The following is a 24,393-nucleotide window of genomic DNA, read 5'->3' on the forward strand; positions in this document are numbered from 1 at the left end:
TCAACGCAACAACTTCGAAGGCCCGGGCAGCTGCCCGGGCCTTCATCGTTCCGCCCCTTGCAGGCATGTTCACGGGCACATGGCTACCGTGTGCACGCGGCATCACCGCCGCAGGGGATCCGCATGGCCGCAACTTCGCAACGCCTGGGCCTGCCCGCGTTGACTGCACTGGTGGTCGGCTCGATGGTCGGCGCCGGCATCTTTTCATTGCCGCAGAACGTGGCGCGCAGCGCCGGGCCTGCCGCCGCGCTGATCGGCTGGGCCCTGAGCGGCGCGGGCATGCTGATGCTGGCCTTCGTATTCCAGGCACTGGCCAACCGCCGGCCTGATCTCGATACCGGCATCTACGCATACGCACGCGAAGGCTTCGGCAACTACATCGGCTTCTCCGCTGCGTGGGGCTACTGGGTCGCCTCGGTGCTCGGCAACGCCAGCTTCTTCGTGCTGATCTTCAGTGGCCTGGGCCACTTCATGCCCGTGTTCGGCGAAGGCAATACCCCGGCCGCCGTGGCCGCATCGTCATTGCTGTTGTGGACCGTACACCTGTTGGTGCTGCGTGGCCTGCGCACTGCAGCCATCGTCAACGGCCTGGTGACCGTGGCCAAGCTGCTGCCGATCGCCCTGTTCCTGGTCCTGGCCGCCGGCGCGTTCCGCATGGACGTGTTCCGCGCCGATTTCCTCGGCGCGCCTGCACTCGGCGACCTCGGCCAGCAGCTGCGCGGCATGATGCTGGTGACCGTGTGGGTGTTCATTGGCATCGAGGGCGCCAGCATCTACTCGCGGCGCGCCGCACGCCGTGCCGACGTGGGGCGCGCCACGGTGATCGGCTTCCTCGGCGTGTGGCTGCTGCTGGTGCTGGTCAGCCTGTTGTCGATGGGCGTGCTGTCGCAGGCGGAATTGGCCGGACTGCCTAATCCGTCGATGGCCTATGTGCTGCAAGCCATTGTCGGCGAATGGGGCGCGACGGTGATCATCATCGGTTCGATCATCTCCGTTCTCGGTGCATTGCTGGCCTGGGTGCTGCTGTGCGCCGAAGTGCTCTATGCCGCCGCGGGTGACGGCACCATGCCGGCCTTCCTGGGGCGTGAGAACGTGCGCGGGGTGCCGGCCAATGCACTGTGGTTGAGCAACGGGCTGATCCAGTTGTTCCTGCTGCTGGTGCTGGTCAATTCCGGCAGCTATACCGGGCTGGTGCTGCTGGCCGCGTCGATGAGCCTGGTGCCCTACTTCCTGTCCACCGCGTTCGGTGTGCAGCTGGCCTGGCGTGGGCAGGCCTATGCCGGTGAACCAGGCGTGCGCTGGCGCGATTTCGTGGTCGCACTGCTGGCCAGCGCCTATGCGCTGTGGCTGGTGTATGCCGGTGGCCTGGACAAACTGCTGCTGTCGGTGCTGCTGTACGTGCCCGGTGTGGTGCTGTTCGCACTGACCAGGCGCCAACGCGGCGAACAGGTATTCACGCGTTGGGAGGGGGTGCTGTTCGCTGCGATCCTGATCGTGGCGATCGCCACGCTGGTGGCGTTCTGGCGAGGCAATCTCGCGCTGTAGACCCGAGCCCAGGCTCGGCTGGTTCATCCGCAGCAGCCGAGCATGGCTCGGCTCCACAACAGCAGTCGCGCAACCTCGACGCTACAAAGACGCAAAAAAAAACCTGCATCTCGCGATGCAGGTTTTTCAAGGTGGCGCCCGAAGTTGGACTCGAACCAACGACCCCCTGATTAACAGTCAAGTGCTCTAACCGGCTGAGCTATTCGGGCAGACGACTAGTATAACCACTCTTCACGCGCGATGGTAGGGGTGATTGGCAATCATTGCGGCAGCCCGATACAGCTGCTCGGCCACCACCAGGCGCACCAGCATGTGCGGCAGCGTCAGCGGGCCGATCGACCACTTCTCATCGGCCAGCGCGGACACCTCCGGCGAATGCCCTTCCGGGCCACCGATCAGGAACGCCAGGTCCCTTCCCTGCCCGCGCCAGTGTTCCAGGCGCTGCGCCAGCTGTTCGGAACTGAGCTGGCGGCCCGGCACGTCCAGCGCCACCACATAGGCATTCTTCGGCAGCGCAGCGATGACCCGCTTGCCTTCATCTTCGGTGGCGCGACGCGGATCGCGCCCCTTGCCACGCAGGCCGGGCTCGATTTCCACCAGCTCGAACGGCAGCCAGTGCGACAGCCGCTTCTGGTACTCGGCGAAGCCCTGCGCCACCCAGCTGGGGGCGCGTTCACCGGTGGCGATCAGGCGGGCTTTCATCAACGGTCCTCCAAAACGTCGACGGCGCCATCGGCGCCGTCGAAGGGATGCATCAACGCGTGGCTCAGGCCACTTCGTCGTCGCTGGACGGCGGCTGGTCGCCGACGGTCCACAGGCGCTCGAGCGCGTAGAACTCACGCACGCGCGGCAGCATCACATGGACGATCACGTCGCCCAGGTCGACCAGCACCCACTCGGCTTCGCGCTCGCCTTCCACGCCCAGCGGCATCACGTCGATGTTCTTGGCGAAGCGCACGACTTCGTCGGCAATCGACTTGACGTGGCGGGTCGAGGTGCCCGAAACGACGATCATGTAGTCGGCAACGCTGGACCGGCCGCGCACGTCGATCTCGACCAGGTCCTTGGCCTTCAGGTCTTCGGTGGCTTGGCGGACGCTGGCCAGCAGTTCCGGCACGGACGGCGGCGGGCTGGGCAGATCGACCTTGATGGTCTGGGGCTGGGTCTGGTTGCTCAAAGTGGATCGACTCGATAAACGTGGGGGCGATTATACGGGGATGGCGCCGCTGCGCCATTCACGGCCTGCCCGGGCGGTACAGCCCGTGTGCAGCCACATAGTCCGCCACGCCGGGTGGCAGCAGGGCGCGCCAGGGGCCGCCGGCGGCGATCTGCGAGCGCACGGCGCTGGCCGATTCCTCGCGCAGCGGGTGGTGCAGGCGCAGGATGCGCCCGGCCGGGCTGGCGAACAGGGCCTGCTCGGTGTCGGCCCAACGCCCTTCCAGCGCCCGGCCCAGCTCGCCATCCACCGCGGCCTGCAACGGACTACCCGGGCGCTCCGCCACCACGAAATGAGCCAGCCCGAACAACGCCTCCCATTCGTGCCAGCGGGACAGGCCAAGCAGGCTGTCGGCGCCGACCAGCCAGGCCAGCGGCCGGCTCGGCCCCAGCTCGCCGCGCAGCTCGCGCAGGGTGTCCACGGTGTAGGACGGCCGACCGGGGAAACGCACCGCGCGATCCAGCTCGCGCCGGTCCAGCAGCAGGCCCGGTTCGTCGCCGATGGCCAGCGACAGCATGCTGCAGCGCTGCTCGGCCGTGGCGCCGGGCACGGCACGGTGCGGCGGATCGGCCGCCGGCAGCATGCGCACGGCAACCTGCAGTTCGTCACGGGCAGCCCGCGCGATCGCCAGGTGCCCGAGGTGCACCGGATCGAAGGTGCCCCCGTAGTAGATCCGCAGGCTCATTGCTCAGGCCCGCGCCAGCAGGCGCACGGCACGCGGTTCGGCCACAGCCACCAGCAGGCGCTCCAGCGCCAGCCAGGCATCGCCGTCGGCGCGCCCCTTGGCGATACGGTCGACCAGTCCCGCTTCAGCCACGAAGCGCTCCCAGCGCTTGCTTTCCGGATGCCGCTGCAGCGCGCGCTTGTACGGTGCCTGCCGCGATTCCCAGATGCCGCGCGATTTCATTTCGGCGGCCAGGTTGCCACCACGGGCCTGCACCCGGGCCAGGCCAGCACCGGCCAGCAGCTCGCGGATCACCATCGGCATCAACGCAGCCACCGCCTCACCCTCGCCTCGCAGGCCGGCCAGCATGCGCAGCACCGCCGGCGGTTGCCCGGAGAATGTCGCCTCCACCAGCCGGAACACGTCATAGCGGGCGGCGTCGGCCACCAGCGACTCCATGCGCTCCACATCCAGCGGCTGGCCATCGGCCAACAGCGCCAGCTTGTCAATTTCCTGGGCGGCAGCCAGCAGGTTGCCTTCCACCCGCTCGGCCAGGCGCTGCACGGCGGCCGGGTCCGCGCGCAGGCCCTTGCCACGCAGGCGGCGCTCGATCCAGTCCGGCAGTTCGTGCGGCTTGATCGCCCACGCCACCGACAGCACGCCGATGCGGTTGACCGCTTCGGCCCACTTGCCCTGGTGCGCCTTGCTCCATTCGTTGGCGGTGATCATCAACACCACGTCCGGCGCCGGATTGGCGCAGAACTGGCTGATCACCTCGGCACCGTCCTTGCCCGGCTTGCCGCTGGGCAGGCGCACCTCGACCAGGCGACGGGCGCTGAACAGGCTGGGGGCATTGAAACTGGCGTCGAGCTGGTTCCAGTCGAAATCACGCCCATCGGCGTCGAACACTTCACGTTCGCCAATGCCCGAGGCGCGCGCACGTGCGCGGATGGCGTCGGCCGCCTCCAGCACGCGCAGGGTTTCCGGGCCGGCAATCAGGTAGACCGGCGCCAGCGCGGTATCAGCGCCCTGGCTGGCCAGCTGCTCCGGACGCAGTTCCATGCGCGCGGCTCAGTGCTTGGCTGCGGGGACCGGCTCGGCCGGTACCGCGCCTTCGATGGGCTTGTCCTTCGGCGCCGACAGGCTGCCGCCCTTCTCGATCTCGGCACGCACCACGCTGTCGATGCGGCGGATGATCGAGGCGGACATTTCCCGGCGCAGTTCATTGGCCAGGATTTCACGTTCGGTGGTGGTACCGGTGGCGTCGGTCGGCGGCGACACGTAGTCGCGCGACAGCTCGATCACCTGCTGGGGCACCAGTTCGCTGCCGTCTTCGCGACGGAAGATGAAGATCACCGCGTAGCGCAGGCTGTATTCCTGCGCACGGCCCTGCGAGTCGATGGCGATCGGCAGGTCGCCCCAGCGCTCGGACAGTACCTGCAGCTGGGCGCTGGGCTCCTTGCTGTCCTCATCGGCCAGCCTGGCGCCGGAGGCCAGCAGGCTGCGGTTGAGCAGCTTGACCAGTTCGCTGTACGGCGCAGTGGAAACCACCTTCACCGGTGCTGTGTCGGTCGGCAGCATCAGCTTGTTGCGCAGATGGAAACCGCAGCCGGCAAGGCCGAGGACAAGAACGAGGGCAAGCAGGATTCGGGTCATGGAGACAGTCTGGCGGAGCCGGGCGATCACGGCAACACACAGCGTGCCCGAAGCCGCGTGAATGCAGGGCCATCAAACGCCGGGCCCTGCACCGGAATGGTACCGGCCACCACGCGGGTGGCCGGTACGGGGTACATCAGGCGGCGACGATGTTCACGATCTTGCCCGGCACGATGATGATCTTGCGCACCGTCAGGCCTTCCATGAACTTGGCCGCGTTGGGCTCGGCCAGGGCCAGTGCCTCGACCTGCTCGCGCGCGGCGTCGGCTGCCACGTCGATGGTGCCACGCAGCTTGCCGTTGACCTGCACGGCCAGGGTCAGTGCGTCGCGCACCAGCGCACCGGCATCGGCCTGCGGGAACGGCTGGTCTTCCAGCAGGGTCTCGCCATGGCCCAGCACCTGCCACAAGGCATGGCTGGCGTGAGGGGTGATCGGGTTGAGCAGCAGCACGATGGCCTGCAGCGCTTCCTGGCGCACCGCGCGCCCCTGCGCGCTGCCGTCCTCGAACTTGGCCAGCGCGTTCATCAGTTCCATCACCGCGGCAATGGCGGTGTTGAAGCTGTGGCGGCGGCCATAGTCGTCACCGACCTTGCCGATGGTCTCGTGGGTCTTGCGGCGCAGTGCCTTCTGGTTGGCATCCAGTGCTGCAACATCCAGCGCCGGAGCGGCGCCATCGGCGGCATGCTTCTGCACCTGGGCCCACAGGCGGCGCAGGAAGCGGGCCATGCCATCCACGCCGGCTTCGTTCCACTCCAGCGACTGTTCCGGCGGCGCGGCGAACATCGAGAACAGGCGCACGGTGTCGGCGCCGTACTTGTCGACCATCGCCTGCGGGTCCACGCCGTTGTTCTTCGACTTGGACATCTTCTCGGTGCCACCGACCACCACCGGCTGGCCGTCGGCGATCAGGGTCGCGCCGGTGATGCGGCCGCGCTCGTCGCGCTGCACTTCCACATCGGCCGGGTTGATCCAGTCCTTCGAGCCATCCGGGTTCGGGCGGTAGTAGGTCTCGGCAATCACCATGCCCTGGCACAGCAGGTTGCGCGCCGGTTCGTTGCTGTCCACCATCCGCGCGTCGCGCAGCAGCTTGTGGTAGAAGCGGAAATACATCAGGTGCAGGATCGCGTGCTCGATGCCACCGATGTACTGGTCGACCGGCAGCCAGTAGTTGCCGCGCTTGTCGACAGCATCACGGGCACCCGGCGAGGTGTAGCGGGCGTAGTACCAGCTCGACTCCATGAAAGTGTCGAAGGTGTCGGTCTCGCGCTCGGCCGCACCGCCACATTCCGGGCAGGTGGTCTTGCGCCATTCCGGATCGGTCTTGATCGGCGAACCGGTACCCGAGAATGCCACGTCTTCCGGCAGCACCACCGGCAGCTGTTCTTCCGGCACCGGCACCGCGCCGCACTTGGCGCAGTAGATCACCGGAATCGGGCAGCCCCAGTAGCGCTGGCGGCTCACGCCCCAGTCGCGCAGGCGGTAATTGACGCGGCGCTGGCCCTGGGCCTTGCGCTCGAATCGTTCGGCCAGGGCTTCGAAAGCGCCCTGGAAATCCAGGCCGTCGAACTCGGCCGAGTTGACCAGCTCGAAGGCACGGCTCTTGTCGCTGTACCAGTCCTGCCAGCGGCTGCCATCCCAGGTGCGCTCTTCTTCAGTGCGCGCATCCTTCAGCGCGATCACCTGCTTGATCGGCAGGCCGTACTTGTTGGCCACTTCATTGTCGCGCTGGTCATGGCCCGGAACGGCCATCACCGCGCCGGTGCCGTAGCCCATCAGCACGAAGTTGGCGACCCACACCGGCACCGGCTCGCCGGTGACCGGATGCAGCGCACGCAGGCCGGTGTCCATGCCGCGCTTTTCCTGGGTTTCCAGTTCCGCCTCGGACACGCCACCCTGCTTCAGGTCGGCCAGCATCGCGGCCAGTTCCGGGTTGTTCTTCGCCGCATGCAGCGCCAGCGGATGTTCGGCGGCGATCGACACGAAGGTCACGCCCATCACGGTATCCGGACGGGTGGTGAACACGCGCAGCGGATCCAGCACGCCGCCGTCAACGTCACGTACGTCGAACTGGATTTCCAGGCCCTCGGAGCGGCCGATCCAGTTGCGCTGCATGGTCTTGACCGAATCCGGCCAGCCGTCCAGCTCGTCCAGGCCGTCCAGCAGTTCCTGGGCGTAATCGGTGATGCGCAGGAACCACTGCGGAATCTCACGCTTCTCGACCAGGGCGCCGGAGCGCCAGCCGCGGCCGTCAATCACCTGCTCGTTGGCCAGCACGGTCTGGTCGACCGGGTCCCAGTTCACCACCGCATTGCGGCGGTAGGCCAGGCCCTTGCGCATCAGGCGGGTGAACATGCGCTGCTCGTGGACGTAGTAGTCCGGGCGGCAGGTGGCGAACTCGCGCGACCAGTCAACGGCATAGCCCATGGCCTTGAACTGGCCACGCATGTGCTCGATGTTCTTGTAGGTCCAGGCCGCCGGTGCGGTCTTGTTCTTGATCGCGGCGTTTTCCGCCGGCAGGCCGAACGCGTCCCAGCCCATCGGCTGCAGCACGTTGTGGCCGGTCATGCGCTTGTAGCGGCTGATCACGTCGCCGATCGTGTAATTGCGCACGTGGCCCATGTGCAGCGCACCGGACGGGTACGGAAGCATCGACAGGCAGTAGTACTTCGGCTTGTCCGAAGTCTCGTCGACTTCGAAGGCACGGGTGGCGTCCCAGTACTGCTGGGCGGCGGATTCAACCTGCTGCGGGTCGTAGGCGTTGGTTTCAGCGCTGGTCATGGAACACGCGGATGCGGCGGCAAAGCGGTACAGCGTACCGCAGTGCGGCAAACGTCTCCAATCCCGCCCGCTGAAGGCCGGCTCCGCGAGCGCCCGAGGCCGGTCTCAGCGCGGCCGCGACAACGGCAGGGCCAGGGCCAGCCAGGCCGTCCAGCAGGCGAACGCAAGCCGTTGTGCCAGCGGCGCCGCCAACACGCCCTGCAGGGCAAACGCCGCCAGCGCGGCCAGTACGCCACAGGCGAGCGCCACTGCGCCCAGCGCGCGGCCATGCGCCTGGCGCAACTGCGACGTGCCCAGCAACAGGGTCCCGGCAACGAAACCCAGCACCCAGATCATCCAGGCGCTGGCATGCAGCTGGCTGGCCGGCCCGTGCAGGTCATCCACATCCAGCGGCAGCAGCCCCATCGCGGCGAACGCCAACCCGGCCAGCAGCAGCATCTGGCTGCCCACCCGGGGCGCCCAGCCGGCGGTTGCCGGCAGCCCACGGCGCAGGCACTCGGCCACAACCACCGCCAGCAGGCCCGGCAGCACCAAGCCCAGCAGATTGAAGGCCAGCGCATGCGGCACCCCCTGTGCTCCCAGCAGCGCCACCGGGTGGCGAGCCTGTGCGTAGCCATCCAGGCCGGCGCCGAAACCGAGCACCGCCAGCACGAACAGCAGTGCGGCGACCAGACCGGACAGGCGCAGCAACGGGGACAGGGACGACATGCAGGCTCCGGAAAGGACGGCGACAGGAAGGCGGCATTGTCAGGCATTTACTACAACCCGGGTTGAGACCGGCATCGATCGTCACCATAGAATCAGTCTCCAGACGCCAAACGATGCTTTCCCCCATGACCGAGACGACCTACGTATTCGACGCCACCACTGCGACCTTCGAGGCCGAAGTCCTGCAGAAGTCGCTGCAGACGCCGGTGCTGGTCGACTTCTGGGCCACCTGGTGCGGGCCGTGCAAGACCCTCGGGCCGATGCTGGAAAAGCTGGCAGCCGAGTACAACGGCGCCTTCGAACTGGCCAAGGTCGACGTCGACAAGGAACAGCAGATCGCTGCCGCCTTCCAGATCCGCTCGGTGCCGACCGTGTTCCTGGTCAAGGGCGGCCAGCTGGTGGACGGCTTCCCGGGGGCCATCCCGGAAGGCCAGCTGCGTGAATTCCTGGCCCAGCACGGCATCGTGCCGGCCGACATCGGCGACGCCGTCGCCGAAGACGAAGCGCCGCTGGACCCGCAGGCGCAGGTGGACGTGCTGCGCGCGCAGATCGCCGCCGAGCCGGACAAGGACGAGCTGAAGCTCGACCTGGCGCTGGCCCTGCTGCAGATCGGTGGCGTGGATGAAGCCGGTCTGCTGATCGATGGCCTGCCCGCCAACCTGGCCACCGACGACCGTGCCGTGCGTGCACGCGCCCGGCTGGCCTTCGCCTCGGCCCTGAAGGACGCCCCGGCCGCCGAAGTGCTGGACGCGCGCATCGCCGCCGATGGCAAGGACCTCAAGGCACGCCACCTGCGTGGCGTACAGCTGCTGCTCGGTGGCCACGACGAAGCCGCGCTGGCCCAGTTCCTGGAAATGCTGCGGATCGACCGCACGTTCGAGGACGGACTGCCGCGCAAGGCCCTGATCGACGCCTTCAATGTGATCTCCGACGAGGACCTGGTCGGCCAGTACCGCCGCCGGATGGCCTCCCTGCTGTTCTGAACGGGAACCCACTTCGTTCAGAATCCCTGCACTGAACGCGGGCAATAATGCGCGGGATGGCGGCCGTACGGTCGCCACGATCCGTTCGGGGGGATGAGGTCGGGGCCATGGGGTCTTGCAGCTGCGCCCCCGCATTGCCGGGATTGCAAACTGTGACCTTCGTCCGCTCGCTGTCGTTCGCCATGCGCTTCCAGGGCGCGCTGCTCTGCGCTCTTCTCTTCCTGCCGGCCATGGCCGCCGCCCAGGACTGGAACTACCGGGTCCGTCCCGGCGATACCCTGTGGGATCTGGGAGGCCTGTACCTCAAGCCCTCGGTGCGCTGGCAGCAGCTGCAACAGCACAACCGCATCGACAACCCCTACCAGCTGCCGCCGGGGCAGCTGCTGCGCTTCCCGATCAGCTGGCTGCGCATCGAACCGGCACCTGCCCGCGTGCTGTCGGTGCGCGGCAAGGTCGAACTGTCAGGTGCCGATGGCAGCGCCTCGCGCGCGATACTCGCAGGGGAACAACTTCGCATCGGTGACACCGTGCAGACCGAAGGCGACTCCAGCGTCACGCTTGAATTCGCTGACGCCTCGCGCCTGCAGCTGCGCGAGTACTCCCGGCTGCGCCTGGACCAGCTCAGCCGCTACGGCCACACCGGCATGGTCGATACCCGCCTGCGCCTGCAGCAGGGCCGCGCCAGCAATCGGGTGACACCTGCCCGTGGCCCGGCCTCGCGCTACATCATCGATGCACCTACGGCGACCAGCAGCGTGCGCGGCACCGTCTTCCGGGTCAGCGCCGGTGACACCGGCCAGGTGGCTGCCACCGAAGTACTGCAGGGCAAGGTCCAGGTCGGCAACACCCACGGCAAGCGCCTGGTCCAGCCTGGACAGGCCAGCCGCAGCAGCAGCGCCGATGCCGCACCGGACGCTGTCTCCGCCCTTCTTCCAGCGCCGCAGCTGCGTAGCGACGAGGTGCGCCTGGCGCCCCTGCCGACCCTGCTCGCCTGGGACCCCGTCGACGGCGCCGCGCGCTACCGCGTGGAAGTGGTACAGGCAGCGACACCGGAAATCCTGCTGTTTGCCGCCACCACCGCCGACACCCGGCTGGCAATCGGTGACCTGCCCCCCGGCCAGTTGCGCATCCTGTTGCGCGCGGTGGATGCGCAGGGCGTGGAAGGCCTCGACGCCAGCGCCGATTTCGAACTCAGCGACCAGCCCCCGCCGCCGCTCACCGTGGCCCCCCTGCATGGGCAGACCGTCAACAGCGACCGCCCGCGCTTCCGTTGGAGCCAGGCGCCGGGCGCGCGCAGCAGCGTGCTGCAGATCGCTGCCGAGCCGAGCTTCGTGCAGCCACTGCAGGAACAGAGCACCCCAGGTACCGACCTGCGCCTGGCGCAGCCGCTGCCGCCCGGCGAGTACTTCTGGCGGGTGGCGTCGCGCGACGGCAACGGCCATCAGGGCCGCTACGGCCAGGCCCTGCCCCTGCAACTGAGCAATGAACCGGTCGACCCTGCCCTGCAGCCGCCTGAGGCCGCGCATGGCGAACTGACCCTGCGCTGGCAGGCCGGCAGCGAAGGCCAGCAGTACCGGGTGCAGGTGGACCGTCGTGGCGACTTCAGGGCGCCCCTGGTCGACCAGACCGTGAGCGAGCCGCAGGTCAGCTTCAAGCGGCCGTGGAGCGGCACCCTGCATGTGCGTGTGCAGTACATCGACGACGATGGTCATGCGGGTGAGTACTCACCGGCCCAGCAGATCAAGCTGCCCTGCCGCCTGTGCTACGGCGCCGGTGGTGGCGCCCTGCTGCTGTTGCTGTTGTTATGAGGCGCTCGCCGCTGCCGTGGCCGAAGCGGATCCTGCTGGCACTGCTGGCCGGGGTGCTGACGGTGATCGCCAGCCAGGGCCAGTGGCTGTGGCGACAGGACGAAGCGGCCTACGACGCCATGGTCGGCAACTGGGACTACCGCCCCGACCCCAGCGTGCTGATCGTGGCCATCGACGAGGGCAGCCTGCAGCGCATCGGCCAATGGCCCTGGCCCCGCTCGATCCATGCCCGCCTGCTCGACCGGCTGACCGATGCCGGTGCCGAGCGCGTCGCACTGGACCTGATGCTGTCCGAACCTGATCGTCGCGACAGCCGCCAGGACGATGAACTGGCCGCCGCGATACGCCGCAACGGCCGGGTGGTGCTGCCGGTACTCGCGGCACCGGCCGCCGGCGACCGCATGGCCGAGGAAATGCTGCCGATTCCGCAGATCGCGGCCAGTGCCGCAGCGATCGGCCACACCGATGTGGAAGTGGATGGCGATGGTGTCGCGCGCGGCGTGTACCTGCGTGCCGGCATCGGCCAGGCCCACTGGCCAGCACTGGGCCTGGCGCTGGCCGACCTGCCGGCGGGCGCGGTGCACGGCCTGCCCGACCCCGCCCCGGAGATCGGTTCGCCCTATCAATGGCGGCGCAACGACTACGTGCGGGTGCGTTATGCCGGACCGCCCGAACGCCTGCCGCAGGTGTCCTATGCCGATGTGCTGGATGGTCACGTGGACATGGCGATGCTGCACGGCCGCCGCATCGTGGTGGGCATGACCGCCAGCGGCATCGCACCGCGGCTGCTGACCCCGACCACCCGCGAGTTCTGGATGAGCGGCAGCGAGTACCAGGCCAACATCGCTTCGATGCTGCTGCAGCACAAGCAGATCGACCTGCTGCCCCGTCTCTGGCAGCACGCCATCAGTGGCGTCCTGGTGGCACTGTGCGTGATCCTGCTCGGCCTGCGCCTGCCATGGCTCGCGGCGCTGTGCTCGCTGCCGCTTCCACCGCTGCTGAGCTGGTTGCTGTTGCGCGCCGGTGACCTGTGGTGGGCACCGGCCAGCGCCATGTTGGGCATCCTGCTGGTGCTGCTGGCCTGGGCGACCTGGCGCGTCTCGGCCTGGCACCGCCTGGCCAACCGCGATGCGCTGACCGGTCTCGGCAATCGCCTGCGTTTCGAGCAGTCGCTGCAACAGGAATGCGATGCCGCGCGACGCAGTGGCAAGTCCTTGAGCCTCGCACTGATCGACGTTGACCATTTCAAGCGCCACAACGACCGCCACGGCCATCAGGTCGGCGACCGCGTGCTGCGCGATGTTGCACGCCTGATCGGTGCGCATGCGCGACGCCCACGCGACATGGCCGCGCGCTACGGTGGCGACGAGTTCGCACTGGTGCTGCCCGATACCCCGGCCGAGGGCGCGCGCCAGGTCATCGAGGACCTGATTGCCTGCGTGCGCGCACTGCCGGCGCCCGGTGACGGCAGCGAAGCAGGCGTCACCCTCACCATCGGCGTGTTCACCCGCGTACCCGACGGCACGCTGCAACCACACCATTTCGTCGAAGGCGCCGACACCGCGTTGTACCAGGCCAAGGCCAACGGCCGTGACGGGTATGTCATCGACGGCGAGGCGTGACCCTCGCCGCCCGGGGTGCAACATACGCATGCGAATGGTTAGACTGGGCGCCTCGCCCTGCGCCCCCGGACCCGCATGAACGCCCGCCTGTTCCGCTTCGGTATCAATCTCTGGCCGCCGTTCCTGTTCACCGGCATCCACGTCACCCGGGTCTCGCCGGACTACCGGCAGATCGACGTCGAACTGCGCATGCGGCCCTGGAACCGCAACTACGTCGGCACGCATTTCGGCGGCAGCCTGTTTGCGATGACCGATCCGTTCTGGATGCTTGGCCTGCTGCACATCCTCGGCCGCGACTACTACGTGTGGGACCGTGCCGGCGCCATCGATTTCCTCAAGCCCGGCAGAGGCACCGTACGTACGTCGTTCCGCATCGATGACGCACTGCTGGACGAACTGCGCGCCGAAGCGGCCGCTGGTGACAAAGTGCTGAGATGGTTCAGCAATGATGTCGTCGATGAAAGCGGCGAGGTGGTCGCCCAGGTGCGCAAGCAGGTCTACCTGCGGTTGAAGCCACACGCACGCTGAGCGCGCATCAGTCGCGTCCCGCAGCAGTCGAAGCCGATTCCTTCTGCAACGGCACCGACAGCCACGGGTTTTCTTCAGCGCTGCGCGCTGGAGAGCGACGCGGCACCTGCAGGTGGCGGCCGTCGGCCGACAGCTGCGGCGCCCGCACCGGCGAGCGGAACTGCACCGGCAGCCGCTGCAGTGCGTCCACCGGATCATCCGTCTGCTGCCGCAGCCAACGCTGCGCCCCCAGCAGCCGCACCATCGCCGCGGCATCCTGTGGCCGTGACGAATAGGCAGGATAGATCGGCGCGGCGATATCGGTCAGCACGCAGCCCATGACGTTCGACAGGCAGCCGAAGTCATGCTGCGGTGGCGCCGGCACTGGCAACGGGCGATCCGCTTCCAGCGCCGATGTGGCTGCCGCGCCACAGGCCCAGCCAAGATTGCCGGCCACGCGGGCCAGGGTGCTGCTGCGATCCAGCACCAGCACGCCGCCGAACTCCCGCGCCGATGTCTCGATCGCCGCCCGGCTCATCGCGTACTCACCCTGCATGGCACGGCACAGGCTCTGTTCCTCGGCCCGCAGCGGCTGCATGGCCTGTTCGCACTCCGCCGGCAAGGGGTGGTCGGCCGGCAGTTCGACCAGCATGTCGGCCAGCAGCTGGGCATTGGCCTGCACCAGGCTGGCACCGATGATGCTCTCGACCAGATAGCTGCTGCCGGGCAACAGCCGCCGGCCCAGCTGCAGGCCACGGCAGGCACCTCGCAGGGCACCGTCGATATCGCCCTGCACATAGGCCAGCGCGCGCGCACTGGTGGCGTCCATCACCAGGCCATAGGTCGGCAACGGAACCAGAATGCCCTCGCCCTTCGGCGGGAACGGCGACATGAAGTAGTCCGCTTCGGCCAGCTGATCCAGCCGCGCATGCAACTGCTGGTGCCCAGCATGGGCCTCCACGAAGCGTTGCGGGTCCGCGCGGACCTGGGCGAGGCAGCCGCTGGCGGCCGGCCCGCAACTGGCACCGGGCCGCGAGCGCAGCTCGGCATGGTTGGCCACCAGGTGTGTCTGGCCGCCGCTGCTGCCCCGCAGGTCGGCCTCCCAACGGCGCACGTCCTCGGCCAATGCCTGCTCGCGCTGGCGGGCATCCAGATCGTCGAACGGCAGCGTCCACAACAGGGCATAACCGTTGTGGCCGGTCGCCGGCAGGCGTGCTTCCAGTCGCTGCTGCGCCTGCAGCCGCGATTCGGGCACCGGCCACATGCGCGAGGCGCACCACACCACGATGGCCAGCACCAGCAGGCCCGCCAGGGTCCAGCCCAGTCCGCGCAGAATCTTCAACACAGCTTCCCTTCCATGTGTCGTTGCCGCAGTCGATTCCCCAGCGTAATCGACCGGCGGTGGCCGCTACAATGCGCGCATGTCGCTCGAAGCCCCCGCCCTGGTCCCCCGCCCCTCCCTGCAGCGCCTGTTCCTGACCGGCCTGCTGACCCTGCTGCCGATCTGGCTGACCTGGGTCGTGGTCAAGTTCGTGTTCGTGCTGCTGTCGGGCATTTCCAGCCCCTTGGTGGTACCGCTTTCCGAGCAGATCGCGACAAGCTTCCCGCATTACCTCGGCTGGGTCCGTGCCGAGTGGATCCAGGACACCATCGCCCTGCTGGCCACCCTGCTGGTGATCCTGGCGGTGGGCGTGGCCAGCCGCCGCGTGCTCGGCCAGCGCCTGCTGCGCTGGGTCGGCGCGATCATCAAGCGCATTCCCCTGGCCAGCATCATCTACGACAGCGCCAAGAAGCTGCTGGACATGCTGCAGACCGAACCGGGCAGTACCCAGCGCGTGGTGCTGATCGACTTCCCGCACCGCGACATGAAATCGGTCGGCCTGGTCACCCGCGTGATCAAGGAACACGGCACCGACCGTGAGCTGGCCGCGGTGTATGTGCCAACCACGCCGAACCCGACCTCGGGCTACCTGGAAATCGTGCCGGTGGAACTGCTGACGCCGACCGACTGGACCGTCGACCAGGCCATGAGCTTCATCATTTCCGGCGGTGCCGTGGCGCCGTCCAGCGTGCCGTTCACCCGTGCCGGCGAACGCACCGGCGAACGCACCGAATGACCCCGGCGCCGATCGAGCGCCCGCTGCAGGACCGCGCGGTCCTGCTGTTCATCGTGCTGGCCGCGTTCTTCTGCGGCAATGCGGTGCTGGCCGAGCTGATCGGGGTGAAGATCTTCGCGCTGGAAGACACCCTCGGCATCGCTCCGCTGAACTGGAACCTGTTCGGCCAGACCGGCTCGCTCAGCTTCACCGCCGGCACCCTGTTGTGGCCGGTGGTGTTCATCATGACCGACACCATCAACGAGTTCTTCGGCAAGCGCGGCGTGCGCTTCATCTCGTGGCTGGCGGTGGTGCTGATCGGCTACGGCTTCCTGTTCGCCTTCGCGGCCATTTCGCTGGCGCCGGCCAGTTGGTGGGTCACGTCGATGGATGGCCACGGCGTGCCGGACTACCAGGCGGCATTCGCAGCGGTGTTCGGCCAGGGCATGTGGACCATCGCCGGCTCGCTGGTGGCCTTCCTTCTCGGCCAGCTGATCGACGTGGCGGTGTTCCATCGCATCCGCCAGGCCACCGGCGAGCGCCACGTGTGGCTGCGTGCGACCGGGTCCACCGCGATCTCGCAGGTGGTGGACAGCTTCGTGGTGATCTGGATCGCCTTCGTGCTGGGCCCGCAGCACTGGCCGACCTCGCTGTTCCTGGCGGTCAGCAGTGTCAACTACATCTACAAGATGGGCTTTGCGATCGCCCTGATTCCGTTGCTGTACCTGATGCGGCGTGCCATCACCCGCTATCTGGGTGCCGAGCGAGCCGCATCGTTGCGCGCCGCCGCTGCGGCTGACTGAAGCCCCAGCAGCAAAAAGCTGACTGCGCCTTCACGCTGGCCGTACGCGGCCGGATCGTGCAAGCTCCACGGTCTGTGTTCCACGGAAGCTCCTGATGCCGCATCCCACCCGCGCCCTGGCCGCCGCCATCGCCGCGTTGTTCCTGTTCAGCGCCGTGCCGTCGGCCGAAGCAGCGAAAAAGAAGGCCAGCCGCCCTGCCGCCGCGCAGACCCGCCAGGCCGCCAAGCCCAAGGCCAGGCCCGCCCGCGCCACCGCGCCGGCCCGTGGCAGTTCGGCGCGCCGCGCCGCGCCACGCCCGGTCGCACCGGCCCGTGCCGTACCCAAGCAGGTGCAGCTGGAGCGCCTGTATGACGAATACTGGGATGCCTCGATGCGGTTGAATCCGCTGCAGGCAACCTTCCAGGGCGAGGCCCGCTACAACGACCAGCTGCCCAACATCCTGTCCGCCGCGTGGCGCCAGCAATCGCACGACTTCACCACCGAGTGGCTGGGCAAGGTCGAGAAACTCGGCAGCGACGGCCTGCAGGGCCAGGACCTGCTCAGCTACGAGATCTTCGTGCGCGACGCGCGCGCTTCGCTGGCCGCCGAGCGCTACCCGAGCTGGATGATGCCGATCAGCCAGTACTACAACATCGGCAGCATCTTGGCGATCCTCGGTGCCGGTGCCGGCGCGCAGCCGTTCAACACCGTGCAGGACTACGACACCTGGTCGCGCCGTTCGCTCGGCATTCCCGAGCTGTTCGACCAGGCCATCGACAACATGCGCCAGGGCATGAAGGCCGGCGTGGTACAGCCGCGCGACCTGATGGAAAAAGTGCTGCCGCAGCTGGATGCGGTGATCAAGCCGACCGCCGAAGAGAGCATCTTCTGGTCGCCGATCCGCACCATGCCGAACACCATCCCGGCTGAGGACAAGGCGCGCATCAGCGCCGAGTACAAGCGCATGATCGAACTGCGCATCATGCCGGCCTACCGCGCCCTGCGCGGCTTCATCGCCACCGAATACCTGCCCGCCACGCGTGCCAGCAGTGGCCTCGGCGCGCTGCCCGATGGCCAGGCCTGGTACGCCAACCTGATCGTGCAGACCACGGCCAGCGACCAGACCGCTGCGCAGCTGCACGCGCTGGGCGAACAGCGCGTTCAGGAACTGCAGGCGCAGATCGCCACGGTGATGAAGGACGCCAAGCTGCGCGGTACGCCGGCCAAGCTGCTGCGCAGCATGCGTAACGACCGCCAGTTCCAGTACGGCGACGCCAATGCGTTGATCAACCGCTATCGCCAGGTGCAGCAGCAGGTCAACGCACGCCTGCCGCAGGTGCTCGATACCCTGCCCAAGTCCGCGCTGGACGTGCGCGCGGTGGAACCGGAGCGTGCACTGACCGCCGCAGCAGCGGCCTACCAGCCGTCTGCGGCCGGGCAACCGGGCGTGCTGTACGTGAACACCCGCGACCTGGCCAGCCGCAAGCGCTGGAACGTGCCGGTGCAGTACCTGCATGAAGCGATCCCCGGCCACCACGTGCAACTGGGCCTGCAGCAGGAGCTGGCCAAGCTGCCGCGCTTCCGCCGCCTGGGTGGCGATCTCGCCTTCGTCGAAGGCTGGGGCCTGTATGCCGAAACACTGGGTGAGAACCTGGGCATCTACACCGATCCCTACGACCGCATCGGCTACCTGTATTCGCGCCTGCTGCGCGCTGCCCGCGTGGTGGCCGACACCGGCGTGAACGCCCAGGGCTGGAGCAAGCAGCAGGCCGTGGCCTACCTGCAGAAGACCGTGGACATGAGCAGCGATGACGCCAACGCCGAAGTCGAGCGGATCATGGCCCAGCCCGGCCAGGCGCTGTCCAACGTGGCCGGCCTGACCACCATTGTCGCCCTGCGCGACAAGGCCAAGGCACGCCAGGGTGCCGCCTTCGACCTGCGCCGCTTCCACGCCGAACTGCTGAAGGATGGCTCGATGCCGCTGGACGTGCTGGACCGCAAGATGGAGCGCTGGATGGCCCAGCCGGCCAGCGCCACGCCCGCGCCTTCACCCTGACCCCTCCGGAGCCGCCATGCGCCCTGCCGTCGCCCTGTTCGCCGTCGTGCTGGGCCTGCTGCCGCTGGCCACCTCCGCCGCACCGGTGCTGACCCCACCGGATGCGGGCATCGACGGCCTGATGCAGGCCTACGATGGCCAGGTACCCGGCGCCGCCGTGCTGGTACTGCACGACGGGCAACCGGTATTCCGCCGCGGCTACGGCCTGGCGGTGCTGGAGGACGGCACCACGATCACCGCAGCCAGCAACTTCCGGCTGGCCTCGGTCAGCAAGCAGTTCACCGCTGCGGCGGTACTGCTGCTGGTGGAGGATGGCCGGCTTGGGCTCGACCAGCCGGCCCGGCAGTGGCTGCCCGAGTTGCCGCCGGCTGCAGCGGCCATCACGATCCGCCAACTGCTCTCGCACACCGGTGGCCTGCTCGACTACGAAGACCTGATGGACCCGGCTGACCCTCGGCAGGTGCATGATGCCGACGTGCTGACCCTGCTGTCGCGCCAGGACCGGCTGAATTTCGCACCCGGCACGCAGTATCGCTACAGCAACAGCGGCTATGCACTGCTGGCAATGATCGTCGGCCGCGCCTCCGGACAGGATTTCGCCACTTTCCTGCAGCAGCGCATCTTCCGCCCGCTGGGGATGGCGCATACCGTGGCCCACCAGGACGGCGAGGACACGGTCGCTGCACGCGCCTATGGCTACAGCTGGATCGATGGCCGTTGGCAACGCACCGACCAGAGCACCACCAGCGCCGTGCTCGGCGATGGCGGCATCTATTCCTCGCTGGACGACCTGGCCCGCTGGGATGCGGCGCTGTATGACGACCGCCTGCTGTCGAAAGCCTCGCGCCGCGCGATGTTCAGCCCGGCCACGGCAACACCCGAACCGGACGTACCGCACTACGGCTTCGGTTGGCGCCTGAATGGCCCGGTGCAATGGCATAGCGGCGAGAGCATCGGCTTCCGCAACGTGATCGTGCGCCACCCGGAGAAGCACCTGACCGTGATCGTGCTGACCAACCGCAACGACCCCGAACCCTATCCGCTGGCGCTGAAGATCGCCCAGCGCTGGCTGGACACCCTGCAATGACCCGCGATGCCGACGCCCTGCTGGGCATCCACCACGCCGCACTGATCTGCAGCGACTACGCACGCTCGAAGGACTTCTACGTGCGCATCCTCGGCCTGCGCGTGCTGGCCGAGAACCACCGTGCCGCGCGCGATTCCTGGAAGCTGGACCTGGCCCTGCCCGACGGTGGCCAGCTGGAACTGTTCTCCTTCCCCTCGCCGCCGCCCCGTCCCAGCCGCCCGGAAGCCCAGGGCCTGCGCCACCTCGCGTTCCGCGTCGCCCGGCTGGAACCCTTCATCCAGCGTCTGGCCGCGCATGGCGTGGTGTGCGAACCGATCCGCGTGGACGAATACACCGGCCGCCGCTTCACCTTCTTCGCCGACCCCGACGACCTGCCGCTGGAGCTGTACGAAGTCGGTTGATCCCCCGTTCCCACGGAAAGTCCCATCCACGCATGGCGTGGATCTACCGTGTCGACCAAGGTCGACACCCACCCACAGCCCGATACCGACAGATCGCCGGAACCTGTCGAAGGCGGGGTGGGTCCGGTTGCGGGGGTGTCCGCGGCATGGATGCCGCGGCCAAGCCCCCAGGGTGAGGTGACCCCCGAGACTTGGACGGGGTCAGGCGGCCGATTGGGCCTGCTCCCGGTACTTTATCGGGCTCAGACCTTTCAGTTTCAGTTTGATGCGTTCTTCGTTGTAGTACTGGATGTATTCCACCAGCCCAGCCTCCAGACTCTCGAGGCTGTCAAAGCTGTTCAGGTAGAAGAACTCCGACTTCAGCGTTCCAAAGAAGCTCTCCATCGCCGCATTGTCCAGGCAGTTGCCGCGCCGGGACATGCTTTGCTTCAACGAGTGCTTTTCCAGCATGTGCCGGTAGTTTTCATGCTGGTACTGCCAGCCCTGGTCGGAGTGGATCATGGGGCGCTCATCCGGGGAAAGCTTCTTGATGGCCTCCTCCAGCATTTGACCCACCAGATCAAATACGGGCCGACGCTTGATCTGATAAGCCACGATTTCGCCGTTGTAGAGGTCCATGATCGGCGACAGGTACAGCTTCATACCCTGCACCTTGAACTCGGTCACGTCAGTCACCCACTTCTGGTTGGGCCGCTCGGCATGGAACTGGCGATTGAGGTCATTGCCAACCACAACATTGGCCGCCCCCTTGAAGGCCTGGTAGCGCTTCACACGCACCCGCGATTTCAGTCCCATCTCCCCCATCAGGCGCTGAACCCGCTTGTGATTGGTCCGATGACCCTGATTGGCTAATTCCAGCGTCACCGTGCGATAGCCATAGCGCCCTTGGCTTTGATCGTAGATTGCACGGATGCGCTCGCACAGGGCTGCCTCATCCTGATCCGGATGGGCCAGGACATGGTTCTGGTAATAGAACGTACTGCGTGACAGCTCAGCTGCTTCAAGCAGAAGCGACAGCGTATGAACCTGCCTCAATCCTTGGACGGCTTGCGCTTTGCGTCCTGCGCCGCCTGCTCTTCCCGGATCAAGGCATCGAGTTTTTTTAGGTAGTCGGTCTCCGCACGCAGATAGGCGACTTCCTTGAGCAGCTCATCGCGGCTCATATCTTCAGGCGGCTTGGACGAACGGGTCTTTTTCATCGGCTTTCGGGGCGGCGGCGGAGGGGGTGCCAACGCTTGGGCACCACCTTGAGCATACAGGCGCCGCCATCGTCCCACCGCGCCGGCATCGCCAATTTGAAAGTAGGTGGTGGCCTCCCGCCCGGACAAGCCGTCCTGGCTCATCTTCTCCAGGACAGCCAGTTTGAACGGGAGGTCATAGGACCGGGCCTGGCGATGAAATCCCCGCCTACCATGCAGCCGATAGGTCGCCACCCAGCGCCTGACCGTGGAGAACTCCAGGCCGTGGCGACGGGCAATGGCTTTGACCGATGTGGAGGTCTTGCAGGCCTCTTTGGCGACCTGCAGTTTGAAACGCGCGTCGTATTTGTTCATGTATCCCTCGGGGTTGGATCTGGTGTCCAACTCCCGGGGGTCACTTCATGGACGGGTTTACGGCGTCCCCCGCAACCGGACCCACCCCGCCATCCCACGGAATGGTCGCTTTTGCCGTTGCCGTTGAGGTTGCCGGCCAGCGGCCGGCACTACCGTGGGTGCAGGGCGCAGCCCTGCAAAGCCCCCCTTCCCCATACCCCGCCGAATGGGTATACAGTCGACCCATGCCGGCAGCGTGCCGGAATGAACCCTGGGAGGGGACCATGCGCAACACCTTCAAGACCCTGCTGCTGGCACTGCCGCTGTGCCTGGCCGCCCTGTCGGCACAGGCCGCCGACGGCGCCGCCGGCCGCTGGAAGACCATCGACGACAAGACCGGCAAGGTGAAGTCGATCGTCGAGATCAGCCAGGCCGCCAACGGCACGCTGACCGGCAAGGTGGTCGACATCCTGCACTCGGACAAGGGCCCGAACCCGGTCTGCGACGGCTGTGAAGGCGCCAACAAGAACAAGCCGGTGAAGGGCATGACCATTCTCTGGAACCTGAAGGCCGACGGCGCCAACAAGTGGTCCGGCGGCACCATCCTCGACCCGGCCAACGGCAAGACCTACAAGTCGAAGATGGAACTGCAGCCCGGCGGCACCAAGCTGGACGTGTCCGGCTGCATTGCCTTCATCTGCCGCGCGCAGACCTGGCAGCGCGAATAAGCCCCCAGGCCCCGCTTCATCCCCGTGACCCGGCTTCGGCCGGGTCACGTCGTTGCGGGCATGCGATACTCTGCGGTTCCCCTCGGCTTCACCCCGCGACCATGACCCGTACCGCGCTCGTCACCACCGCCCTGCCCTACGCCAACGGCCCGCTGCATCTGGGCCACCTGGTCGGCTACATCCAGGCCGACATCTGGGTGCGTGCGCGGCGAATGAGTGGCGGCAAGGCCTGGTTCGTCTGCGCCGACGACACCCACGGCACGCCGATCATGCTGGCCGCGGAGAAGGCCGGGGTCACCCCGGAAACCTTCATCGCCAACATCCAGGCCAGTCACGAACGTGACTTCGCCGCCTTCGGCGTGGCCTTCGATCACTACGACTCGACCAATTCGGCGGCCAACAAGGCGCTGACCGAGCAGTTCTACCTGAAGCTGGAAGCGGCCGGCCACATCAGCCGCCGCTCGGTGGCGCAGTTCTACGACCCGGCCAAGGGCATGTTCCTGCCCGACCGCTACGTCAAGGGCATCTGCCCGAACTGCGGCAGCCCCGACCAGTACGGCGACAACTGCGAAGTCTGCGGCGCCACCTATGCGCCGACCGACCTGAAGGAGCCGCGTTCGGTCATCTCCGGTGCCACGCCGGAAATGCGCGATTCGGAGCACTTCTTCTTCGAGGTGGGCCACTTCGATGCATTCCTGCGCGAATGGCTGGCCGGCGATGTCGCCCTGCCGGGCGTGAAGGCCAAGCTGGGTGAGTGGCTCAATGCCGAAGGTGGCCTGCGCGCGTGGGACATCTCGCGCGACGCACCGTACTTCGGTTTCCAGATTCCGGGCCAGCCGGGCAAGTACTTCTACGTCTGGCTGGATGCGCCGATCGGCTACCTGTCCAGCTTCCAGACCCTGTGCGGCAAGCTCGGCGAAGACTTCGAAGCGCATCTGCGCGCCGGCACCGCCACCGAGCTGCACCACTTCATCGGCAAGGACATCGTCAACTTCCACGGCCTGTTCTGGCCGGCGGTGCTGCATGGCACCGGCCACCGCGCGCCAACCCGCCTGCACGTCAACGGCTACCTGACCGTAGACGGCGCCAAGATGAGCAAATCGCGCGGCACCTTCGTGATGGCGCGTACCTTCCTCGACGCCGGCCTGGAGCCGGAAGCGCTGCGCTACTACTACGCCGCCAAGTCCGGCGGTGGCGTCGACGATCTCGACCTGAACCTGGGTGACTTCATCGCCCGCGTCAACGCCGACCTGGTCGGCAAGTTCGTCAACCTGGCCAGCCGCTGTGCCGGCTTCATCAGCAAGCGTTTCGACGGCCAGCTGGCCGCACAGCTGCCCGATGCGGCGCAGTACCAGCGCTTCGTCGACGGCCTGGCGCCGATCCGTGAAGCCTACGAGCGCAACGATCCGGCCGCGGCGATCCGCCTGACCATGACCCTGGCCGACGAAGCCAACCGCTACATCGACGACGTCAAGCCGTGGGTGATCGCCAAGCAGGATGGCGCCGACGCGCAGCTGCAGGCCGTGTGCAGCCAGGGCCTGAACCTGTTCCGCGTGCTGGTCACCGCCCTGAAGCCGGTGCTGCCGGCCACCGCTGCGCAGGCCGAGGCCTTCCTGGCCGCGCCGGTGACCGACTGGACCGAACTGGCGCAGCCGCTGCTGGGCCATCGCATCACCGAGTACACCCCGCTGTTCACCCGTATCGACCCGAAGAAGATTGACGCCATGATCGACGCCTCCAAGGACACCCTGCAGCCGGCCGCCACTGCCGCCCCCGCCGCCAAGACCGACGCCGCCAAGCCGGCCGCACCGGCACCGGCACCGGCCAAGGACGAAGCCAAGGGTGCCGATGCTCCGGCCTACATCGGCATCGACGATTTCGCCAAGCTCGACCTGCGCATCGGCAAGGTGCTGGTCTGCGAGTTCGTGGAAGGTTCTGACAAGCTGCTGCGCTTCGAACTGGACGCCGGCGAGCTGGGCAAGCGCCAGATCTTCTCCGGCATCCGCGCCAGCTACGGCGAGCCGGAGAAGCTGGTCGGCCGCAGTGTGGTGTTCATCGCCAACCTGGCCCCGCGCAAGATGCGCTTCGGCCTGAGCGAAGGCATGATCCTGTCGGCCGGTTTCGACGGCGGCGCGCTGGCGCTGCTGGACGCCGACAGCGGCGCGCAGCCGGGCATGCCGGTCCGCTGATGCCCGCAGCGGGCGTGGTTGCGGCCACGCCCGC

General features: G+C 67.5%; 21 protein-coding genes and 1 tRNA gene. 12 read left to right on the top strand and 10 right to left on the bottom strand.

Going from position 1 to position 24,393, the window contains the following annotated elements:
- The first annotated feature begins 123 nt into the window (after positions 1-123).
- Entirely contained in the window at positions 124-1,545 is a 1,422-nt protein-coding gene (locus tag ACZLIB_RS16635) for a basic amino acid/polyamine antiporter (protein WP_478468177.1), read from the top strand.
- A gap of 132 nt (positions 1,546-1,677) precedes the next feature.
- Here ACZLIB_RS16635 and ACZLIB_RS16640 read toward each other — a convergent pair.
- From ACZLIB_RS16640 to ACZLIB_RS16675, 8 genes are all read right to left on the bottom strand, one after another.
- A tRNA-Asn gene (locus ACZLIB_RS16640) sits at positions 1,678-1,754 on the bottom strand.
- Between the two features lie 22 nt (positions 1,755-1,776).
- The gene (gene rlmH / locus ACZLIB_RS16645) at positions 1,777-2,247 is read right to left on the bottom strand and encodes a 23S rRNA (pseudouridine(1915)-N(3))-methyltransferase RlmH (RefSeq protein WP_005418108.1); all 471 of its coding nucleotides are present in this window, start codon (positions 2,245-2,247) and stop codon (positions 1,777-1,779) included.
- 64 nt (positions 2,248-2,311) lie between these two features.
- Positions 2,312-2,722, bottom strand: coding sequence for a ribosome silencing factor (gene rsfS / locus ACZLIB_RS16650; protein WP_005418109.1), 411 nt, complete (start codon positions 2,720-2,722; stop codon positions 2,312-2,314).
- 58 nt (positions 2,723-2,780) lie between these two features.
- A complete protein-coding gene (nadD, locus tag ACZLIB_RS16655) occupies positions 2,781-3,446 on the bottom strand; it encodes a nicotinate-nucleotide adenylyltransferase (protein WP_478468179.1) in 666 nt (221 codons plus the stop codon).
- Between the two features lie 3 nt (positions 3,447-3,449).
- On the bottom strand, positions 3,450-4,487 hold the full coding sequence (gene holA / locus ACZLIB_RS16660; protein ID WP_032128985.1) for a DNA polymerase III subunit delta: 1,038 nt from the start codon (positions 4,485-4,487) through the stop codon (positions 3,450-3,452).
- Between the two features lie 9 nt (positions 4,488-4,496).
- Positions 4,497-5,081: an LPS-assembly lipoprotein LptE gene (locus ACZLIB_RS16665; RefSeq protein WP_032128984.1), complete on the bottom strand. Its 585-nt coding sequence runs from the start codon at positions 5,079-5,081 to the stop codon at positions 4,497-4,499.
- Positions 5,082-5,217: 136 nt separating this feature from the next.
- Entirely contained in the window at positions 5,218-7,860 is a 2,643-nt protein-coding gene (gene leuS, locus ACZLIB_RS16670; RefSeq protein WP_121504589.1) for a leucine--tRNA ligase, read from the bottom strand.
- 105 nt (positions 7,861-7,965) lie between these two features.
- A complete protein-coding gene (locus ACZLIB_RS16675) occupies positions 7,966-8,568 on the bottom strand; it encodes a DUF998 domain-containing protein (protein WP_164080896.1) in 603 nt (200 codons plus the stop codon).
- 125 nt (positions 8,569-8,693) lie between these two features.
- Between ACZLIB_RS16675 and trxA the strand changes: the two genes are divergently transcribed.
- The 4 genes from trxA to ACZLIB_RS16695 all read left to right on the top strand — a co-directional run bounded on the left by trxA (position 8,694) and on the right by ACZLIB_RS16695 (position 13,509).
- Complete coding sequence (gene trxA, locus ACZLIB_RS16680) at positions 8,694-9,551, top strand: thioredoxin (RefSeq protein ID WP_049463215.1); 858 nt, start codon at positions 8,694-8,696, stop codon at positions 9,549-9,551.
- Between the two features lie 107 nt (positions 9,552-9,658).
- Complete coding sequence (locus ACZLIB_RS16685) at positions 9,659-11,359, top strand: FecR family protein (RefSeq protein WP_049421053.1); 1,701 nt, start codon at positions 9,659-9,661, stop codon at positions 11,357-11,359.
- On the top strand, positions 11,356-12,981 hold the full coding sequence (locus ACZLIB_RS16690; RefSeq protein ID WP_478468181.1) for a CHASE2 domain-containing protein: 1,626 nt from the start codon (positions 11,356-11,358) through the stop codon (positions 12,979-12,981). Before ACZLIB_RS16685 ends, ACZLIB_RS16690 begins: the two co-directional genes overlap by 4 nt.
- A gap of 75 nt (positions 12,982-13,056) precedes the next feature.
- Positions 13,057-13,509, top strand: coding sequence for a DUF4442 domain-containing protein (locus ACZLIB_RS16695; RefSeq protein WP_032128978.1), 453 nt, complete (start codon positions 13,057-13,059; stop codon positions 13,507-13,509).
- Positions 13,510-13,516: 7 nt separating this feature from the next.
- On the opposite strand, the gene ACZLIB_RS16700 is transcribed toward ACZLIB_RS16695, so the two are convergent.
- Positions 13,517-14,833 (bottom strand): hypothetical protein, encoded by a 1,317-nt coding sequence (locus tag ACZLIB_RS16700; RefSeq protein WP_478468183.1) that lies wholly within the window; start codon positions 14,831-14,833, stop codon positions 13,517-13,519.
- A gap of 76 nt (positions 14,834-14,909) precedes the next feature.
- On the opposite strand from ACZLIB_RS16700, the gene ACZLIB_RS16705 reads away from it, so the two are divergent.
- The 5 genes from ACZLIB_RS16705 (at position 14,910) to gloA2 (ending at position 19,910) form a co-directional block, all read left to right on the top strand.
- Positions 14,910-15,605, top strand: a complete 696-nt coding sequence (locus ACZLIB_RS16705) for a DUF502 domain-containing protein (RefSeq protein ID WP_005410547.1) — start codon at positions 14,910-14,912, stop codon at positions 15,603-15,605.
- Positions 15,602-16,387, top strand: coding sequence for a queuosine precursor transporter (locus tag ACZLIB_RS16710; RefSeq protein ID WP_049437362.1), 786 nt, complete (start codon positions 15,602-15,604; stop codon positions 16,385-16,387). Before ACZLIB_RS16705 ends, ACZLIB_RS16710 begins: the two co-directional genes overlap by 4 nt.
- Before the next feature lie 94 nt (positions 16,388-16,481).
- On the top strand, positions 16,482-18,422 hold the full coding sequence (locus ACZLIB_RS16715; RefSeq protein WP_478468185.1) for a DUF885 domain-containing protein: 1,941 nt from the start codon (positions 16,482-16,484) through the stop codon (positions 18,420-18,422).
- A 16-nt stretch (positions 18,423-18,438) separates the two neighbouring features.
- The gene (locus ACZLIB_RS16720) at positions 18,439-19,509 is read left to right on the top strand and encodes a serine hydrolase domain-containing protein (protein WP_478468186.1); all 1,071 of its coding nucleotides are present in this window, start codon (positions 18,439-18,441) and stop codon (positions 19,507-19,509) included.
- A complete protein-coding gene (gene gloA2 / locus ACZLIB_RS16725; RefSeq protein WP_049463208.1) occupies positions 19,506-19,910 on the top strand; it encodes an SMU1112c/YaeR family gloxylase I-like metalloprotein in 405 nt (134 codons plus the stop codon). The genes ACZLIB_RS16720 and gloA2 overlap by 4 nt, the downstream gene beginning before the upstream one ends.
- A gap of 201 nt (positions 19,911-20,111) precedes the next feature.
- On the opposite strand, the gene ACZLIB_RS16730 is transcribed toward gloA2, so the two are convergent.
- Positions 20,112-21,463, bottom strand: a protein-coding gene (locus tag ACZLIB_RS16730; protein ID WP_132810585.1) for an IS3-like element ISStma2 family transposase whose coding sequence is annotated in 2 segments (ribosomal slippage) — positions 20,112-21,016 and positions 21,016-21,463 — 1,353 coding nt in all. Because the reading frame shifts where the segments join, the coding sequence is not laid out codon by codon here.
- A gap of 263 nt (positions 21,464-21,726) precedes the next feature.
- On the opposite strand from ACZLIB_RS16730, the gene ACZLIB_RS16735 reads away from it, so the two are divergent.
- Both ACZLIB_RS16735 and metG read left to right on the top strand, forming a co-directional pair.
- On the top strand, positions 21,727-22,170 hold the full coding sequence (locus ACZLIB_RS16735; protein ID WP_032130402.1) for a DUF2147 domain-containing protein: 444 nt from the start codon (positions 21,727-21,729) through the stop codon (positions 22,168-22,170).
- A 101-nt stretch (positions 22,171-22,271) separates the two neighbouring features.
- The gene (gene metG, locus ACZLIB_RS16740) at positions 22,272-24,359 is read left to right on the top strand and encodes a methionine--tRNA ligase (protein WP_478468188.1); all 2,088 of its coding nucleotides are present in this window, start codon (positions 22,272-22,274) and stop codon (positions 24,357-24,359) included.
- Positions 24,360-24,393: the final 34 nt, after the last annotated feature.

This window comes from Stenotrophomonas sp. 220_Sma (genome assembly GCF_056487375.1).

Bases quoted from the DNA above. Each gene is read 5' to 3' on its own strand.
- ACZLIB_RS16635 (WP_478468177.1), top strand. From the start codon at position 124: ATGGCCGCAACTTCGCAACGCCTGGGCCTGCCCGCGTTGACTGCACTG.
- rlmH (WP_005418108.1), bottom strand. From the start codon at position 2,247: ATGAAAGCCCGCCTGATCGCCACCGGTGAACGCGCCCCCAGCTGGGTG.
- nadD (WP_478468179.1), bottom strand. From the start codon at position 3,446: ATGAGCCTGCGGATCTACTACGGGGGCACCTTCGATCCGGTGCACCTC.
- holA (WP_032128985.1), bottom strand. From the start codon at position 4,487: ATGGAACTGCGTCCGGAGCAGCTGGCCAGCCAGGGCGCTGATACCGCG.
- ACZLIB_RS16665 (WP_032128984.1), bottom strand. From the start codon at position 5,081: ATGACCCGAATCCTGCTTGCCCTCGTTCTTGTCCTCGGCCTTGCCGGC.
- leuS (WP_121504589.1), bottom strand. From the start codon at position 7,860: ATGACCAGCGCTGAAACCAACGCCTACGACCCGCAGCAGGTTGAATCC.
- ACZLIB_RS16675 (WP_164080896.1), bottom strand. From the start codon at position 8,568: ATGTCGTCCCTGTCCCCGTTGCTGCGCCTGTCCGGTCTGGTCGCCGCA.
- trxA (WP_049463215.1), top strand. From the start codon at position 8,694: ATGACCGAGACGACCTACGTATTCGACGCCACCACTGCGACCTTCGAG.
- ACZLIB_RS16685 (WP_049421053.1), top strand. From the start codon at position 9,659: ATGGGGTCTTGCAGCTGCGCCCCCGCATTGCCGGGATTGCAAACTGTG.
- ACZLIB_RS16690 (WP_478468181.1), top strand. From the start codon at position 11,356: ATGAGGCGCTCGCCGCTGCCGTGGCCGAAGCGGATCCTGCTGGCACTG.
- ACZLIB_RS16695 (WP_032128978.1), top strand. From the start codon at position 13,057: ATGAACGCCCGCCTGTTCCGCTTCGGTATCAATCTCTGGCCGCCGTTC.
- ACZLIB_RS16705 (WP_005410547.1), top strand. From the start codon at position 14,910: ATGTCGCTCGAAGCCCCCGCCCTGGTCCCCCGCCCCTCCCTGCAGCGC.
- ACZLIB_RS16710 (WP_049437362.1), top strand. From the start codon at position 15,602: ATGACCCCGGCGCCGATCGAGCGCCCGCTGCAGGACCGCGCGGTCCTG.
- ACZLIB_RS16715 (WP_478468185.1), top strand. From the start codon at position 16,482: ATGCCGCATCCCACCCGCGCCCTGGCCGCCGCCATCGCCGCGTTGTTC.
- ACZLIB_RS16720 (WP_478468186.1), top strand. From the start codon at position 18,439: ATGCGCCCTGCCGTCGCCCTGTTCGCCGTCGTGCTGGGCCTGCTGCCG.
- gloA2 (WP_049463208.1), top strand. From the start codon at position 19,506: ATGACCCGCGATGCCGACGCCCTGCTGGGCATCCACCACGCCGCACTG.
- ACZLIB_RS16735 (WP_032130402.1), top strand. From the start codon at position 21,727: ATGCGCAACACCTTCAAGACCCTGCTGCTGGCACTGCCGCTGTGCCTG.
- metG (WP_478468188.1), top strand. From the start codon at position 22,272: ATGACCCGTACCGCGCTCGTCACCACCGCCCTGCCCTACGCCAACGGC.